Consider the following 14,037-nt stretch of genomic DNA (forward strand, 5'->3'; position numbering starts at 1 on the left):
GTTGGATGTGGAAAGCGCGACCAGAGGAGCGGTCCTGTCCGAATTAGGTATTCGTCGGCTGCGCGGCCGCGCCGCTAGCGTGGGGTGGCGGGCGTCCCGAGGATGCCCCGCCGCGGGCTCGGCGCCCCGCGATCGCGGTGTGAGCGCTGTGCGCAGGCCGCGAGGCCATGTGCCGTCTTCGCGGGGGAGGGTTCGACCGTGGACGAGAACGATCCACCCTGGGACGCCGATCCCCTGTGGTACGACCGGACCGAGTACGGGCCTCCGCCAGGCCCTGTCCTCGAAGTCATGGCTTGGCTGTTCCTGCTGATGATCGCCGGCTGCGCCGGCCTGGTGTGGCTCTATGGGCTCCCGGATCGCCTGTGGCGCGCGGCGACGCGCCGGATCCTGCGCCGCCGGCCGGCGGATATTGAGCGCTTCTGAGCCGGCGCGGTCGGCCGGTCGATCGGCCTCGTCGACGATCACGGGTATTCCGGCACGGTGATGCCGGGGTCAGGCGGCTGCGATCCGCCCGACGCACAGGACGGTCTCCAGATCGTGTGCCGGCATCGGCCGACCGAGGTGGTAGCCCTGCAGGAACGGACAGCCCATCGCCTGAAGGATGTGGAGGTCCTCGGCCGACTCGACTCCTTCCGCCACGACCTCGAGTCCGAGCAGACGGCCGAGGCCAAGGACGGCGAGGACGAGCCCCCGCTTGTCGTCGCAGGTCCCGAGCCCGGTCACGAAGCTCCGATCGATCTTGATCCGATCCGCCCTCAGCTGCCGCAGCGAGGAGAGCGACGAGTATCCGATCCCGAAATCGTCCAGGGCGACCCTGACCCCGGCGCGGGACAGCGCCTGCAGCTTGTCCTGCACTGCCCCGATATCGAGGGCGGTCTCCTCGGTGATCTCGATCTCCAGCATGGTGGGCGGCAGCCCGAGGCGGTTCAGGCGCTCGATGACGATCTCGTCCACCGGCACCTGCGCCATTTCCCGGGGCGAGACGTTCAAGGCCACGCGCACGGTCCCGAGGCCGCGGCCGCGCAGGACCTCCAGCATCCGGCAGACCTGCTCGAGGATGTAGCGCAGCAGCGATTCGGTGAGGCCCGCCATCGCGGCGGCGGCGATCAGGTCCGGCGGCGCGATCCAGCCGAGTCGCGGATGCTCCCAGCGCACCAGCGCCTCCAGACCCACCAGCGTCAGCCCGTCGGCGGCGTAGATGGGCTGGAACCAGACCTGGGGGGCGTTGTCGACCAGGGCCTGCGACAGGTCGCGTTCCAGGTCGCGCCGCATCTGCAGCCGCTCGCGCAGGCCCGAGTCGAATACCCGGAACCGGTTCCGGCCGGCCGCCTTCGACGCGTAGAGCGCCTCGTCGGCACAGCTCAGCATCTCGGTGAGGCTGGGTTCCGAACCGGCATGGACGCCGATGCTGACCCCGAGACGGCCCGCGTCGAAGCCGTCGAACGGCTTTGCCACCGCGGCGATCAGGTCCGCCGCCATGACGCTGTATGGCACGCCGGACGCCGCGGGATCGTACAGCACGGCGAATTCATCCCCGCCGAGCCGGGCGGCGAGGCCCTGCTCCGGCAGCGCCTCGGTCAGCCGGCGCGCGACCTCGACGAGCACCCGGTCGCCGGCCTTGTGACCGTAGACGTCGTTGACGAACTTGAAACCGTCGAGATCCAGCAGCAGCAGGCTCAGCGTCCCGGACAGGAGCCGATCCTCAGCCGCCTGGAGGAAGCCCGCCCGGTTCAGGAGGCCGGACAGGTCGTCGTGGGTGGCACGCCACCGCATCTCCTCGACGAGGGCATTGGCGCTCGCATGGGCCTCCGAGCGCGAGCGGGCGAGGGCGTTGGCCTCGTTCTTGAGCCGGCTCGCCTCGCGGAACACCGCCTCGCTCCGGAACGCCGTGTGCGTCAGGGCCAGGAGATAGAGCAGCACGCAGGCCGCAAGGCAGTTCCGGTCGAAGTCGCCGGTCACGGCGAGACACATGGTGACCGACAGCAGCGGCAGGACGATGAAGCTCAGCGGGATGCGCGCATAGGCGGTCCCGTGCGTCACGGCCCCTGCGGTGATGCCGCAGGTGATGGCGAGGTAGAACAGGGTCTGCGCGGAGGTATAGCCCTCGCACAGGAGCGGCTGGCAGGCCCAGACGGCGCCGGACAGGAAGGCCGCGCCCGTGCAGGCGCGCAGATGCCGGTCGATGGAGTGCACCGCCGCTGCGGCCATGGCCGGCGGCATGTCGGCGGTGAGCGCCAGGCCGACGCAGTGGGCTCGGCACAGCACGATCCGCAGGAGATTGACGCTGGTCGAGGCCGCGAACCAGACGGCCCCCACGGTGCCGTGGCCACTCCGATACGCGACGAGCAGGCTCGCCAGCCCGAGCAGCATGTTGACCGGGATGGCCGAGAGGACGCCCCCACGCAGGGCCTCCAGCTGGTCTCGCCGGATCAGCGAATCCCACCGGGGATCCGCTGGGTCGAGCGAGTCGCCGAAGCCGGGGGACTTCAGAGCGGATGTCTCCGGGGCCTGAACGATCATCACACGTCCACTCAGATCTGAGGGACTCATGACAGCGAATCGTAAGATATCGTTCAACGATCCTCGTTCATCGCGCCGGCGCCCGGGCGTTTCGGGGCCGGTCCCCGTCGGGACGACAGGTCGCAAGCCATTCCGGCCGCGGCACCGAACACCATATCGGCTCTCGGCCCGCTCACGGGCTCGGGATCGACCATGCCCCTGACGCGCGACCTGCTCGAAATCCGGACGATCTATCACGAACCGGCGGTGAGCGATTTTCCGGCCGGTCGGGCTATCCTGGCGCGCTTCCCCGAAGCCGCGCTGATCCCCGTACCGTCCCATTGGAACATCCCGGACCTGCACGGGAATGCCGGGTCCGTTGAGGATTGGGTGCGGATCAAGCGCTCGACGCTGGTCCTCGGTGTCAAGAAAGGCCTCGCGATGCGTCCAAACGGGCGCAGCGCCCACTTCATCGCGCCCTCGACCTCGAACGGCTGCGCCATGGCCTGCGCCTATTGCTACGTGCCGCGCCGAAAGGGGTTCGCGAACCCGATCTCGCTGTTCGTGAACGTCGAGCAGGTCTGTGCCGCGATCGGCCGGCATGCCGGGAGACAGGGCCGCCTGACGGAGCCGGATCCGATCGATCCGGATTTCTGGGTCTACGACATCGGTGAGAACGGCGACCTTTCGGTGGATGCGGCGGTGACCGACGGCGTGCGTACCCTGATCGCGCTGTTCCGGACCCTGCCCAACGCCAAGGCGTCCTTCGCCACCAAGGCCGTGAACCGTGACCTTCTCGCCTACGATCCGCAGGGGAAGACGCGTATCCGCTTCTCGCTCATGCCGGAGCGGATCGCCAGGATCGTGGATGTGCGGACCGCCCCGATCCCGGAGCGGATCGCGGCCATCGACGATTTCGTGGCCGCGGGCTACGAGGTTCACGCCAACTTCTCGCCGGTGATCCTTTACGAAGGGTGGGAGGACGACTGGCGGGCGCTGTTCGCCGAGATCGACGACACCCTGTCGGATGCCGCCAAGGCGCAACTGAAGTGCGAGATCATCATGCTGACCCACAATGCGGATCTGCATGCGGTGAACCTCGGCTGGCACCCCAAGGCCGAAGACCTGCTCTGGCGCCCGGACATCCAGGAAACCAAGGTTTCGGAAGGCGGTGGCAGAAACCTGCGCTACCGCGCGGGCTGGAAGGCGACTTGGCTCGCCCGGTTCAAGGCCCTGCTCGCCGAGACCCTGCCGTATTGTACGGTGCGCTACGCGTTCTGAACCTCCGGCCGTGCCCGACGTTGGCGCGCCATCGGAGGGGAGTTCGGCCATGTCCACGCATGAGATGCACATCCGCGAGGCGGTCGCCCTTGCCGAGGCCAACGTCGAGGCCGGCGGCGCACCCTACGGTGCGGTGATCGTCCGCGACGGTGCCGTGCTCGTCCGCGCGGCCAACAGCGTCCATGCGACCAACGATCCGAGCGCCCACGCCGAGATGGTGGCGTTGCGCGAGGCGAGCCGCCTGCTCGGCCGCCGCGACCTCGGCGACTGCGTGATGTATGCGAGCGGGCGCCCATGCCCCATGTGCCACGCCGCGATGCGCCTGGCCGGCTTCAAGGAGGGCTATTTCGCGTTCTCGGCGGAGGAGGCCGAGTCGTTCGGTGCCGGAAGCGCGACCGTCTACGCCGAACTCTGCAAGCCGCTCGATGCGCAACCGATGCGCATCAGCCAGCTCCGCCCCCCGGGGGATTCGCCCTACGGCGCATGGAAGGCCCGACGCAACCGTTGAGACGGTCGCGACCGCCTCAATGCGTCCAGGGCGCCGTGCGGTTGAACTTGAAATTGTCCGAGTAGGACAGTCCCTTGCGCAGGGCGTGCTTGGCCGGCTGCTCGACCCGGTAGGCGATGCCCTCGCGCTTGGCGTAGGCGACGGCCTCTTCCTCGGTGTCGAATTCCAGGCGCACCTGCTGCAACATGTCGGAGGATCCGTTCCAGCCCATCAGCGGATCGATCTCCCGCGGACTGGTCCGGTCGAATTCCAGGATCCACAGCTTGGTGCGGGCGAGGCCCGATTGCGTGGCATCTCGAGACGGACGGAAGATGCGGGCGCTCGGCATCTGACTCGACAAGCTCCTGATCGAATGGTCGGGGCGATAGGATTCGAACCTACGACCCCCTGGTCCCAAACCAGGTGCGCTACCAGACTGCGCCACACCCCGACTGCCACACGGCCCCAATGCCGTAGCGGTTCCGCCGCTCCCCCGCAAGGCACGGCCGGTCGCGGAGTGCCGCTGCCGGATCGAGCCGACCGGCATCGGAGCCGTCTCCCCAAGCCCTCTCCTCACTTGTCAGACAAATCGAGACCCGTTAGTCCAATGCTGGGACGAGGGCCGAGATGTCCTGCCGACGAGCCGGCGCCTGCCATCACTGGGGGGTGGAGGATGGTGCGTCTCGGAGCGCCCGCGGGATGCTTCCGGCCCTCGTCACCCTCGGGCGCGGCACCTCGACGAGGTGGCTCCGCGTTCACGCCGCCGGCGTCTGACGAGCGGTGCGGGCATGCGCATCCGGTACCTTGCCTGCGGGAGCCAGTACCGTGACGATCGCCTTGACCGGAAAGGATTTTCCCCGTGTGGACACCGAGCCCGCGCTACCCCGACCCGGCGGTCGAGATCCTCGACGCCAGCTTTGCCCGCTACCGCGTGTTCAACGCGGCGGTGGAGCGGCTCGCCACCGGATTCCGCTGGTGCGAAGGTCCGGTCTGGTTCGGGGATGGTCGCTACCTCCTGTGGAGCGACATCCCGAACGATCGCATCCTGCGCTGGGACGAAGAGAGCGGAGCCGTCGGGGTCTTCCGCAGGCCGTCGGGCTTCGCCAACGGCAACACCCGCGACCGCAACGGCCGGCTGGTCACCTGCGAGCACGGCAACCGCCGCGTCACCCGCACCGAGCAGGACGGTGCGGTGACCGTTCTGGCCGACGCCTTCGAGGGCAAGCGGTTGAACTCGCCCAACGACGTCGTGACCGCGGCCGACGGTGCGGTCTGGTTCACCGATCCGCCCTTCGGAATCGGCGGTTTCTACGAGGGCACGCGCGCCGAACCGGAATTGCCGCAGAACGTCTATCGCCTCGATCCGGTCACCGGCATCCTCGCGGCGGTCGCCACGGACATCGCCGGTCCCAACGGCCTGTGCTTCTCGCCGGACGGCAGCGTCCTGTATCTCGTGGAATCCCGCGGACGGCCGACCCGGCGGATCGTCGCCTACGAGGTCGTCGGCGGCCGCGTCCTCCGCGACCGGCGGGTGCTGATCGATGCCGGACCGGGTACGCCCGACGGGATCCGGTGCGACGTCGACGGCAATCTCTGGTGCGGCTGGGGCATGGGCGACGACGCCCTGGACGGCGTGATGGTGTTCAATCCGGACGGGCGGCCGATCGGACGCATCCGCCTTCCGGAGCGCTGCGCCAACCTCTGCTTCGGTGGCCGGCATCGCAACCGTCTGTTCATGGCCGCGAGCCAGTCGCTCTACGCCCTCTACGTGGAGGTGCAGGGCTGTCCGGGGGGATGAGGCCGATGCCGCGCCATCACGGTGGGCGTCGTGCTTGACCGGAGCGCTGCGCCGACCCACTTCCCGTCCGCCGGGGGCTAAGCGAGACACCAGCCGATGATAGACCTTCACTACTGGCCGACGCCGAACGGCCACAAGATCACGATGTTTCTTGAGGAGACAGGGGTTCCATACCGAATTTACCGTGTCAATATTGGCAAAGGTGAGCAATTCAATCCGGAATTCCTCAAGATTGCCCCCAACAACCGCATGCCGGCGATCGTCGACGATGAGCCGTCGGGTGGCGGCCCGCCGGTCTCGCTGTTCGAATCGGGCGCGATCCTGCTCTACCTCGCCGAGAAGACCGGACGTTTCATCCCCTCCGATGTGCGCGGGCGGGCCGAGGTCCTGCAATGGCTGTTCTGGCAGATGGGCGGCCTCGGGCCGATGCTCGGCCAGAACCATCACTTCTCCCAATACGCGCCAGAGAAGATCGAATACGCGATCAAGCGCTACGTCAACGAGACCAACCGTCTCTACGGCGTGCTCGACCGTCGGTTGGCCGACCGCACCTTCGTCGCCGGACCCGACTATTCCATCGCCGACATGGCCTGCTATCCCTGGATCGTCCCGTGGGAGAAGCAGGGCCAGAACCTCGATGAGCATCCTCACCTGAAGCGCTGGTTCACGGCGATCGCCGAGCGGCCTGCCACGAAGGCCGCGTATGCGCGGGCTCCGGAGGTCAACCCCGATTACGGAAAGACCATGAGCGAGGACGCCAAGAAGGTGATGTTCGGCCAGACCGCCTCGAACACGAAGCGCTGACCGGCCCATGACCGAGGCCCGGCCTGCCCTGCCGCTGGAGGTGCTCCACCGCGGCTGGAACACCTTCGGCATCGCCACGCTGACCCTCGCGGACGGCAGTACCGTGAGGCGGGTGCTGGAGGACCATGGCGAGGCGGCATGCGTGCTGCCCTACGATCCCGTTCGGCGCGTGGCGCTGCTCGTGCGGCAGGCGCGGGTCGGCCCGGCCTTCTGGGGCGAACCGCCCGATCTCGACGAAGCGCCCGCCGGGGGGCTCGACGGTGCCGCCCCGGAGGCGACCGCGATCCGGGAGGCGATGGAGGAAGCCGGCGTGCGCCTGCTGCATCTGGAGCCGGTGGCGCACGCCTACAGCATGCCGAGCATCTCCTCCGAGCGCCTGTGGCTCTACCTCGCCCCCTACGAAGCGGCCGACCGGGTCGGACCTGGTGGCGGTCTGCACACCGAGGGCGAGCAGGTCGTTGCCTTCGAGGTACCCCTGGCCACGCTGGCTGATCTGGCCCGCGCCGGCCGCCTAGCCGATCTGAAGACGCTGGTCCTCATCCAGGCCCTGATGCTCCGCAGCCCGGAGCTGTTCGCCGCATGACCCTCCCGCCCGACCTGCCTGAACCGGACGTCCTCGCGCGGATGCTCGCTTTCGCCGAGGAGGCCGCCCCGCTGGCATTGTCCATGCGGGCGGGCGGCCTGGACATGACCAACAAGGGTCCGGATCTCGGTCAGGCCCTGACCGAAGCCGACCTCGCGGTCAGCCGGTTGCTGCACGCGCAGTTCGGCCCCGACCTGATCGAGGAAGAGACGGCCGAGGATCTCGGACACGCGGCGGCCCGGGCCATGCTGGCCCGCGACGCCTGGACCTTCGTGGGCGACCCGATCGACGGCACCCGGCCCTTTGCGGGCGGCCTGTCGGGCTGGGGTGTGATGGTGGCGGCCTGCCGCGCCGGCTGGCCCCGGGCCTGCGTCATGAGTTTGCCGGCCTGGAACGAGGACCGCTCCCGGCCGTCGGGTCCCTCGGCGGCGGAGGCGACGGAGGGCATTCTTCTGGCGGCGAGCGGCGGCCGCGCCTTCTGGGCACCGACGCGCGGTGGCCGCATGACGGCGACCCTACAACCGCTGGATCGTTCGGAGCGCCGGACCGGCCATGTCGGATGGCTCTCGGTCACGGCGCAGCGCTACACCCTGGATTACGGCCGCGGGTGGTTTCCCTGGAGTGAGGGCGGGGCGATCTCGGACGCCGCCCTTCTGGCCACCGGGCGGCTCGACGCGACACTCAGCAACAACAGGCTGTGGGATCTGGCCCCGATCCTGCCGTTGTTCGAGGCGCTCGGCTTTCGTCTGTTCCACTGGCCCGACCTGGGCGATCCGCCGGCCGCCTTCGTCGACCTGTTCGACGCGGAGCTGTCGGCTCACGACGATCTCTGGATGGTGTGTCGGCATCGGGACCAAGCGGCGGACCTCGCAACTGCGATCGGGAGGGTCGAGCCGTCATCGCCGCGGGTCTGAGGACCGGTCGGCAGCGCGGACGCCGCCGCCCGGCATTGTCTCCCCGGCCTCAACTGCGGTGGCGCCCCGGCGCTCGCACGCTCCGGAGCACCATCCTGGACCGAGACATCCTGAGCGACTGGTCGTCCCGCACCTGAGCGGAAGGGCGGCACACCTCCCATGGCGCGCCGCCCCTGCCTGTTCCCGCGATACGATCAGTTCAGCGCCACGTGGGCCGGCCGGCGCTCGGCGCCGACCGTGACGTCGCCGATCATCAGGCCCATCGGGCCGGCGGTGACCGGCACGGTCTCGCCGTCATGGATCTTGCCCGAAAGCACCAGCTCGGCCAGGGGATCCTGGACGTTCTTCTGGATCACCCGCTTCAGCGGCCTCGCCCCGTAGGCCGGATCGTAGCCCTTGTCGGCGAGCCAGGTCTTGGCCTCCTCGTCGACGGCGAGGGTGATCTTGCGCTCGTCGAGCAGCTTCTGCAGGCGCCCGAGCTGGATCTCGACGATCGCCCCCATCTCCGACCGCGCGAGGCGGTGGAACAGGATGATCTCGTCGACCCGGTTCAGGAATTCCGGCCGGAAATGGCCCCGCACCACGCCCATCACCTCGTCGCGGACCGCATCGGTGTCCTCGCCCGCGGGCTGGTTCACCAGATACTCGGCCCCGAGATTCGAGGTCATGATCAGCAGCGTGTTGCGGAAGTCGACCGTCCGCCCCTGGCCGTCGGTGAGCCGCCCGTCATCGAGGACCTGCAGCAGGACGTTGAAGACGTCGGGATGCGCCTTCTCGACCTCGTCGAACAGGACGACCTGGTAGGGCCGCCGCCGCACGGCTTCCGTGAGGGCGCCGCCCTCCTCGTAGCCGACATAACCCGGAGGGGCGCCGATCAGCCGGGCGACCGCGTGCTTCTCCATGTACTCGGACATGTCGATGCGCACGAGCGCCGTGTCGTCGTCGAACAGGAAGCCGGCGAGCGCCTTGGTCAGCTCGGTCTTGCCGACGCCCGTTGGCCCGAGGAACATGAACGAGCCGATCGGCCGGTTCGGATCCTGCAGGCCGGCGCGGGCGCGCCGGACCGCGGTCGAGACCGCCTCAACTGCCTCGCGCTGGCCGACGACGCGCTTGGCGAGCGCGTCCTCCATGGCCAGCAGCTTCTCGCGCTCACCCTCCAGCATCTTGTCCACCGGCACGCCGGTCCAGCGGGAGACGACCCCGGCGATGTGGGCGGGGGTGACCGCCTCCTCCATCATCGCGTCGCGGCCGTTCTCCGACTTGGCGTCGGCCTTGGCCTCGATCTCGGCGAGCTGCTTCTCCAGGCCCGGGATGACCCCGTAGGCCAGTTCGCCCGCACGCTGATACTGGCCCTGGCGCTGTGCCGCGGCGAGTTCGTTGCGCGCCTCGTCCAGCTTCTTCTTCAGGCCGGCGGCCGTGCCGAGCTTGTCCTTCTCGGCCTTCCAGCGGGCGGTGATCGCCGCCGAGCGCTCCTCCAGGTCGCCGAGTTCCTTCTCCAGCCGGACCAGACGGTCGCGGGAGGCGGAATCGGTCTCCTTCTTGAGCGCCTCGCCCTCGATCTTCAGCCGGACTATCTCGCGGTCGACGTTGTCGAGTTCCTCCGGCTTCGAGTCGACCTGCATGCGCAGGCGCGAGCCGGCCTCGTCCATCAGGTCGATCGCCTTGTCGGGCAGGAAGCGGTCGGTGATGTAGCGGTTCGAGAGCGTCGCCGCCGCGACCAGGGCGGAATCCTGGATGCGAACGCCGTGGTGCTGCTCGTACTTCTCCTTCAGGCCGCGCAGGATCGACACCGTGTCCTCCACGGTCGGCTCCGACACGAAGACCGGTTGGAAGCGCCGGGCCAAAGCCGCGTCCTTCTCGACGTGCTTGCGGTACTCGTCGAGGGTGGTCGCGCCGACGCAATGCAGCTCGCCCCGGGCGAGGGCCGGCTTCAGGAGGTTGGAGGCGTCCATCGCCCCGTCGGCCTTCCCGGCGCCGACCAGCGTGTGCATCTCGTCGATGAACAGGATGATGCCGCCCTCGGCCGCCGTGACCTCGGAGAGCACGCCCTTCAGCCGCTCCTCGAACTCGCCGCGATACTTCGCCCCGGCGATCAGCGCGCCCATGTCGAGGGCCAGCAGGCTTTTGTCTCGCAGAGACTCGGGCACGTCGCCGTCGACGATGCGCAGGGCCAGCCCCTCGACGATGGCGGTCTTGCCGACGCCCGGCTCGCCGATGAGAACCGGGTTGTTCTTGGTGCGCCGGGACAGGACCTGGATGGTCCGCCGGATCTCCTCGTCGCGGCCGATCACCGGGTCGAGCTTGCCGTCGCGGGCGGCCTCGGTGAGGTCGCGGGCATACTTCTTGAGCGCGTCGTAGGCGTTCTCGGCCGAGGCGTTGTCGGCGGTACGGCCCTTGCGCAGCGCGTTGATCGCGGCGTTCAGCGATGCGGGGGTAACGCCCGCCGCCTGAAGCGCGCGGCCGGCCTCGGATTCCTTCTCGACCGCCAGGGCGAGAAGCAGGCGCTCCACCGTGACGTAGGAATCGCCGGCCTTCTCGGCCGCCTTCTCGGCGGTGTCGAACAGGCGCATCAGCTCGCGCGTCGCCTGCGGGGCGGACGCGTTGCCGGACACCTTCGGCTGCTTGGCGAGCCACTGCTCGGTCTGGGCCAGAGCCACGCGCGACTGGCCGCCGGCGCGGTCGATCAGGCCCGCGCACAGGCCTTCCGGATCGTCGAGCAGCACCTTGAGCAGGTGCCCCGGCTGAAGCTGGGGATGTCCCTCGCGCATGGCGAGGTTCTGAGCCGCCTGCACGAAGCCGCGGGCGCGCTCGGTATATTTTTCGAAGTTCATGAACAACCCTCCCGTACCGGCATCCGCCGCCCGATGAGAGGCGCGGCGCCACCGAAACGTCGCCCTCCGGCTCTCCGCCGCACGAGGACCCCGGCGCCATTGGCGGCCGCCGGTAGCCGGGATGTGGTGTTGCAATTGCGCACCACAAGGGCCGGCGAAGCTCTTGCGCGACACCGCCATTCAGGGTCACGTTCGGCGCATGACCGCATTGATTCATGTCAGCGCCCTGTATCGCTATCCGGTGAAGGGCCTGAGCCCCGAAGCCGTCGAGCGTGCGGATCTCCAGACGAGTGGGTTCTTCCCCGGCGACCGGCTCTACGCCATCGAGAACGGTCCCTCGGGCTTCAACGCGGTGGCGCCCCGGCACCAGCCCAAGACCAAATACCTGATGCTCATGCGGGACGAGGCGCTCGCCCGCCTGCGAACCCGTTACGACGACGCCACCGCGACCCTCACCGTGGAGGGGCACGGCGAACCGCAGGCCTTCCGCCTCGATACGGAAGCCGGGCGTGACGGGCTCGCGGCCTTGATGAAGCGGTTCGTTCCCGAGAGCCTGCGGGGTGAGCCCAAAGTGCTGACCGCGCCGGCCCAGTACCGGTTCACGGATTCGGCCACCGGCTACGTCTCACTGATCAACCGGGCGAGCGTGGCGGCGGTCGAGGATTATCTCGGCGCGCCGGTCGATCCGCTGCGCTTCCGCGGCAATCTGCTGGTCGACGGGTTCGAACCCTTCGCGGAATTGGAGATGGTCGGGCAGGTGATCGAGGCGCCGAGCGGGCTGAGGCTCAAGATCACTAAGCGGACCGTTCGGTGTGCGGCCACGAACGTCGACCCGGTCAGCGGCGTGCGCGATTGCGACATCCCCTGGACCCTCGACGCCCGCCTCGGCCACCGCGACCTCGGCGTCTATGCGGAGGTCATTGCCGGCGGGGCGCTCGCCAAGGGCGATGCGCTGCGCGTGGTGGGTTGAGCGAGGAGGGCGGTTGTGACGACCCGACCCCTCGGCCCGAGGCGCCGGGTCATCGCGACCGTGCCTTCGGAGGCGGTCGCAGATCCTCGAAACAGCTCCGTCGCGCCTGCTGCACATCCAGGGCCGCGTGACGCGGACGGGCTCTTCCCGATCCTTCCTCAGAGACGCGAGACGTAAGTCGCCAGGTCCTTGATGTCGGCCTCGCTCAGCCCCTGCGCGACCTCGTTCATCGCGGGATCGTAGCCGGGCCGGGCATTCGATTTGTAGCCCGTCAGCGCCTTGGCCAAGTAATCCTCCCGCTGGGCTCGGATCCGCGGGATCGCGTCCCGACCGGCGAGGTCGGGCCCATGACAGGAATTGCACTGGTGCTTGGCGACGAGGGCCTGCGCCCGCTCCGTCAGGGCCGAATCTGCGGGCGCTCCGGAATGGGCGGGCGCCGGCAGCGTCGCCACCGCGTCGGCATAGGCGCGCAGGTCGTCGTCGGAGAAGCCGGCGGCGACGTCGTTCATGGGCGGCGCTTCACGCTGCTTTTCCCGGAACTGGAACAGCTGCGTGACGACGTAGTCGGGGAGCTGGCCACCGAGCGAGGGCACCCCCTCGGTCTGCGACGTGCCCGCCCCGTGGCAGCCGATGCAGGGCGCGAGACGCTCCTGCATCGCGGCATCGGGGGCGGCGACCGACACGCCCGCCCAGAGCCCTCCCAGGGCTGCAACCAGCCCCCGGATGGCGCGGGTCCGTGACGGTCGGCGCATCACTGGCCGTAACTCACGCGATAGATCGCACCGTTGTAGTCGTCCGACACGAGCAGGGAACCGTCCTTGGCGACGAGCACATCGACAGGACGGCCCACGTATTTGTTGTCCTGAAGGAAGCCGGTCAGGAACGGCTGCACCCCGGCAACCTTGCCGTCAGCCCCGGGCTTGGCCACCACCACGTCGCCGCCGAGCTTGGTGGTGCGATTCCAGGACCCATGACGGGCGACGAAGATCGCGTCGCGGTAGGCATCCGGGAACTGCGTGCCCGTGTAGAAGCGCAGGCCGAGCGAGGCCGTGTGGGGACCGAGAAGGGCCGCCGGCGCAGTGAATTCCGAGCAGGAATGGCCCCAGCCGTATTCCGGATCGGTGAACGTGCCCTGGTGGCAATACGGATAGCCGAAATGCTGCTTGCCTGGCTCGGTGAGCACGTTGAGTTCGTCGTTCGGGATGTCTTCCGAGACCCAGTCGCGGCCGTTGTCGGTGAACCAGAGCTGCTTGGTCTTCGGGTTCCAGTCGAACCCGACGGTGTTGCGCACGCCATGGGCGATCACTTCGGCATTCTTGCCGTCGAGGTCCATGCGCCGGATCTGCGCATGGGTGTCGGGGGGCATCACGATGTTGCCTGGCGCGCCCACCGGCACGTACAGTTTGTTGTCCGGGCCGATGGCGATGAACTTCCAGCCATGGGCCTCGTCCTTCGGCAGGTCGTCGTAGACCAGGGTCGGCTTCGCCATGCCGTCGAGGTGGTTGGCGATGTCGTCGTAGCGCCAGATCTTCGAGAGTTCGGCGACGTAGAGGGCGCCGTCGTGGTACGCGACGCCGTTCGGCCGGTGCAGCCCCGTGGCGATGGTCTTGACCTCGCGCTTCCCGTCCTGACCCGCCTGCGGCAGGACCGCGTAGACCTTGCCGACCGTGCGGGTGCCGACGAACAGCGTCCCGTCGGGCGCCTGCGTCATCTCCCGGGCGTTGGCGAGGCCGCTGGCATAGACCTCGATCTTGAAGCCGTCCGGCACCTTCAGCTTGTCCAGCGGCAGCTTGGCGGCGGCGGTCGCCAGCGGCGGCCCCGCGACCGGCGCGAGCTTGGCCGCGGCGCCGCCCTCGGGGCGGCCATAGAG

Annotated in this window: 13 protein-coding genes and 1 tRNA gene; 8 read left to right on the top strand and 6 right to left on the bottom strand. The window is 68.9% G+C overall.

Features of this window, described 5'->3' with window-relative positions; genetic code table 11:
* Positions 1–198 precede the first annotated feature (198 nt).
* Positions 199–423, top strand: a complete 225-nt coding sequence (locus tag ACXJKQ_RS05935; RefSeq protein ID WP_457104836.1) for a hypothetical protein — start codon at positions 199–201, stop codon at positions 421–423.
* A 69-nt stretch (positions 424–492) separates the two neighbouring features.
* Here ACXJKQ_RS05935 and ACXJKQ_RS05940 read toward each other — a convergent pair whose 3' ends face one another.
* Positions 493–2,520 (bottom strand): putative bifunctional diguanylate cyclase/phosphodiesterase, encoded by a 2,028-nt coding sequence (locus ACXJKQ_RS05940; RefSeq protein ID WP_457104837.1) that lies wholly within the window; start codon positions 2,518–2,520, stop codon positions 493–495.
* A 192-nt stretch (positions 2,521–2,712) separates the two neighbouring features.
* On the opposite strand from ACXJKQ_RS05940, the gene ACXJKQ_RS05945 reads away from it, so the two are divergent.
* Together ACXJKQ_RS05945 and ACXJKQ_RS05950 are read left to right on the top strand one after the other, a co-directional pair.
* On the top strand, positions 2,713–3,780 hold the full coding sequence (locus ACXJKQ_RS05945) for a spore photoproduct lyase family protein (protein WP_457104838.1): 1,068 nt from the start codon (positions 2,713–2,715) through the stop codon (positions 3,778–3,780).
* Positions 3,781–3,829: 49 nt separating this feature from the next.
* Positions 3,830–4,288: a nucleoside deaminase gene (locus ACXJKQ_RS05950; RefSeq protein ID WP_457104839.1), complete on the top strand. Its 459-nt coding sequence runs from the start codon at positions 3,830–3,832 to the stop codon at positions 4,286–4,288.
* 16 nt (positions 4,289–4,304) lie between these two features.
* Here ACXJKQ_RS05950 and ACXJKQ_RS05955 read toward each other — a convergent pair whose 3' ends face one another.
* Together ACXJKQ_RS05955 and ACXJKQ_RS05960 are read right to left on the bottom strand one after the other, a co-directional pair.
* Positions 4,305–4,616 (bottom strand): ETC complex I subunit, encoded by a 312-nt coding sequence (locus tag ACXJKQ_RS05955; protein WP_457104840.1) that lies wholly within the window; start codon positions 4,614–4,616, stop codon positions 4,305–4,307.
* A gap of 25 nt (positions 4,617–4,641) precedes the next feature.
* Positions 4,642–4,718 (bottom strand) — tRNA-Pro (locus ACXJKQ_RS05960).
* A 408-nt stretch (positions 4,719–5,126) separates the two neighbouring features.
* Here ACXJKQ_RS05960 and ACXJKQ_RS05965 point away from each other — a divergent pair.
* From ACXJKQ_RS05965 to ACXJKQ_RS05980, 4 genes are all read left to right on the top strand, one after another.
* The gene (locus tag ACXJKQ_RS05965) at positions 5,127–6,065 is read left to right on the top strand and encodes an SMP-30/gluconolactonase/LRE family protein (RefSeq protein ID WP_457104841.1); all 939 of its coding nucleotides are present in this window, start codon (positions 5,127–5,129) and stop codon (positions 6,063–6,065) included.
* Positions 6,066–6,161: 96 nt separating this feature from the next.
* Positions 6,162–6,869 carry a glutathione binding-like protein gene (locus tag ACXJKQ_RS05970; protein ID WP_457104842.1) on the top strand — a complete coding sequence of 236 codons (708 nt, stop codon included), beginning with the start codon at positions 6,162–6,164 and terminating at the stop codon, positions 6,867–6,869.
* A 7-nt stretch (positions 6,870–6,876) separates the two neighbouring features.
* Positions 6,877–7,452 carry an NUDIX domain-containing protein gene (locus tag ACXJKQ_RS05975; protein WP_457104843.1) on the top strand — a complete coding sequence of 192 codons (576 nt, stop codon included), beginning with the start codon at positions 6,877–6,879 and terminating at the stop codon, positions 7,450–7,452.
* The gene (locus ACXJKQ_RS05980) at positions 7,449–8,366 is read left to right on the top strand and encodes an inositol monophosphatase family protein (protein ID WP_457104844.1); all 918 of its coding nucleotides are present in this window, start codon (positions 7,449–7,451) and stop codon (positions 8,364–8,366) included. The genes ACXJKQ_RS05975 and ACXJKQ_RS05980 overlap by 4 nt, the downstream gene beginning before the upstream one ends.
* Positions 8,367–8,560: 194 nt before the next feature.
* Here the strand turns inward: ACXJKQ_RS05980 and clpB are convergent, their stop codons facing one another.
* A complete protein-coding gene (clpB, locus tag ACXJKQ_RS05985) occupies positions 8,561–11,197 on the bottom strand; it encodes an ATP-dependent chaperone ClpB (RefSeq protein ID WP_457104845.1) in 2,637 nt (878 codons plus the stop codon).
* Between the two features lie 199 nt (positions 11,198–11,396).
* On the opposite strand from clpB, the gene ACXJKQ_RS05990 reads away from it, so the two are divergent.
* On the top strand, positions 11,397–12,167 hold the full coding sequence (locus ACXJKQ_RS05990; protein WP_457104846.1) for an MOSC domain-containing protein: 771 nt from the start codon (positions 11,397–11,399) through the stop codon (positions 12,165–12,167).
* A gap of 158 nt (positions 12,168–12,325) precedes the next feature.
* On the opposite strand, the gene ACXJKQ_RS05995 is transcribed toward ACXJKQ_RS05990, so the two are convergent.
* Together ACXJKQ_RS05995 and ACXJKQ_RS06000 are read right to left on the bottom strand one after the other, a co-directional pair.
* Positions 12,326–12,919: a c-type cytochrome gene (locus tag ACXJKQ_RS05995; protein ID WP_457104847.1), complete on the bottom strand. Its 594-nt coding sequence runs from the start codon at positions 12,917–12,919 to the stop codon at positions 12,326–12,328.
* The coding region (locus tag ACXJKQ_RS06000) for a PQQ-dependent sugar dehydrogenase (protein ID WP_457104848.1) at positions 12,919–14,037 on the bottom strand (1,119 nt) is incomplete at its 5' end. The genes ACXJKQ_RS05995 and ACXJKQ_RS06000, both read right to left, overlap by 1 nt.

The sequence above is a fragment of the Methylobacterium sp. P5_C11 genome (genome assembly GCF_054049775.1).

Excerpts from the sequence above, each read along its gene's own strand:
- ACXJKQ_RS05940 (WP_457104837.1), bottom strand. The coding sequence starts at position 2,520 with ATGATCGTTCAGGCCCCGGAGACATCCGCTCTGAAGTCCCCCGGCTTC.
- ACXJKQ_RS05970 (WP_457104842.1), top strand. The coding sequence starts at position 6,162 with ATGATAGACCTTCACTACTGGCCGACGCCGAACGGCCACAAGATCACG.
- ACXJKQ_RS05980 (WP_457104844.1), top strand. The coding sequence starts at position 7,449 with ATGACCCTCCCGCCCGACCTGCCTGAACCGGACGTCCTCGCGCGGATG.
- ACXJKQ_RS05990 (WP_457104846.1), top strand. The coding sequence starts at position 11,397 with ATGACCGCATTGATTCATGTCAGCGCCCTGTATCGCTATCCGGTGAAG.
- ACXJKQ_RS05955 (WP_457104840.1), bottom strand. The coding sequence starts at position 4,616 with ATGCCGAGCGCCCGCATCTTCCGTCCGTCTCGAGATGCCACGCAATCG.
- ACXJKQ_RS05995 (WP_457104847.1), bottom strand. The coding sequence starts at position 12,919 with ATGCGCCGACCGTCACGGACCCGCGCCATCCGGGGGCTGGTTGCAGCC.
- ACXJKQ_RS05945 (WP_457104838.1), top strand. The coding sequence starts at position 2,713 with ATGCCCCTGACGCGCGACCTGCTCGAAATCCGGACGATCTATCACGAA.
- ACXJKQ_RS05950 (WP_457104839.1), top strand. The coding sequence starts at position 3,830 with ATGTCCACGCATGAGATGCACATCCGCGAGGCGGTCGCCCTTGCCGAG.
- clpB (WP_457104845.1), bottom strand. The coding sequence starts at position 11,197 with ATGAACTTCGAAAAATATACCGAGCGCGCCCGCGGCTTCGTGCAGGCG.
- ACXJKQ_RS05975 (WP_457104843.1), top strand. The coding sequence starts at position 6,877 with ATGACCGAGGCCCGGCCTGCCCTGCCGCTGGAGGTGCTCCACCGCGGC.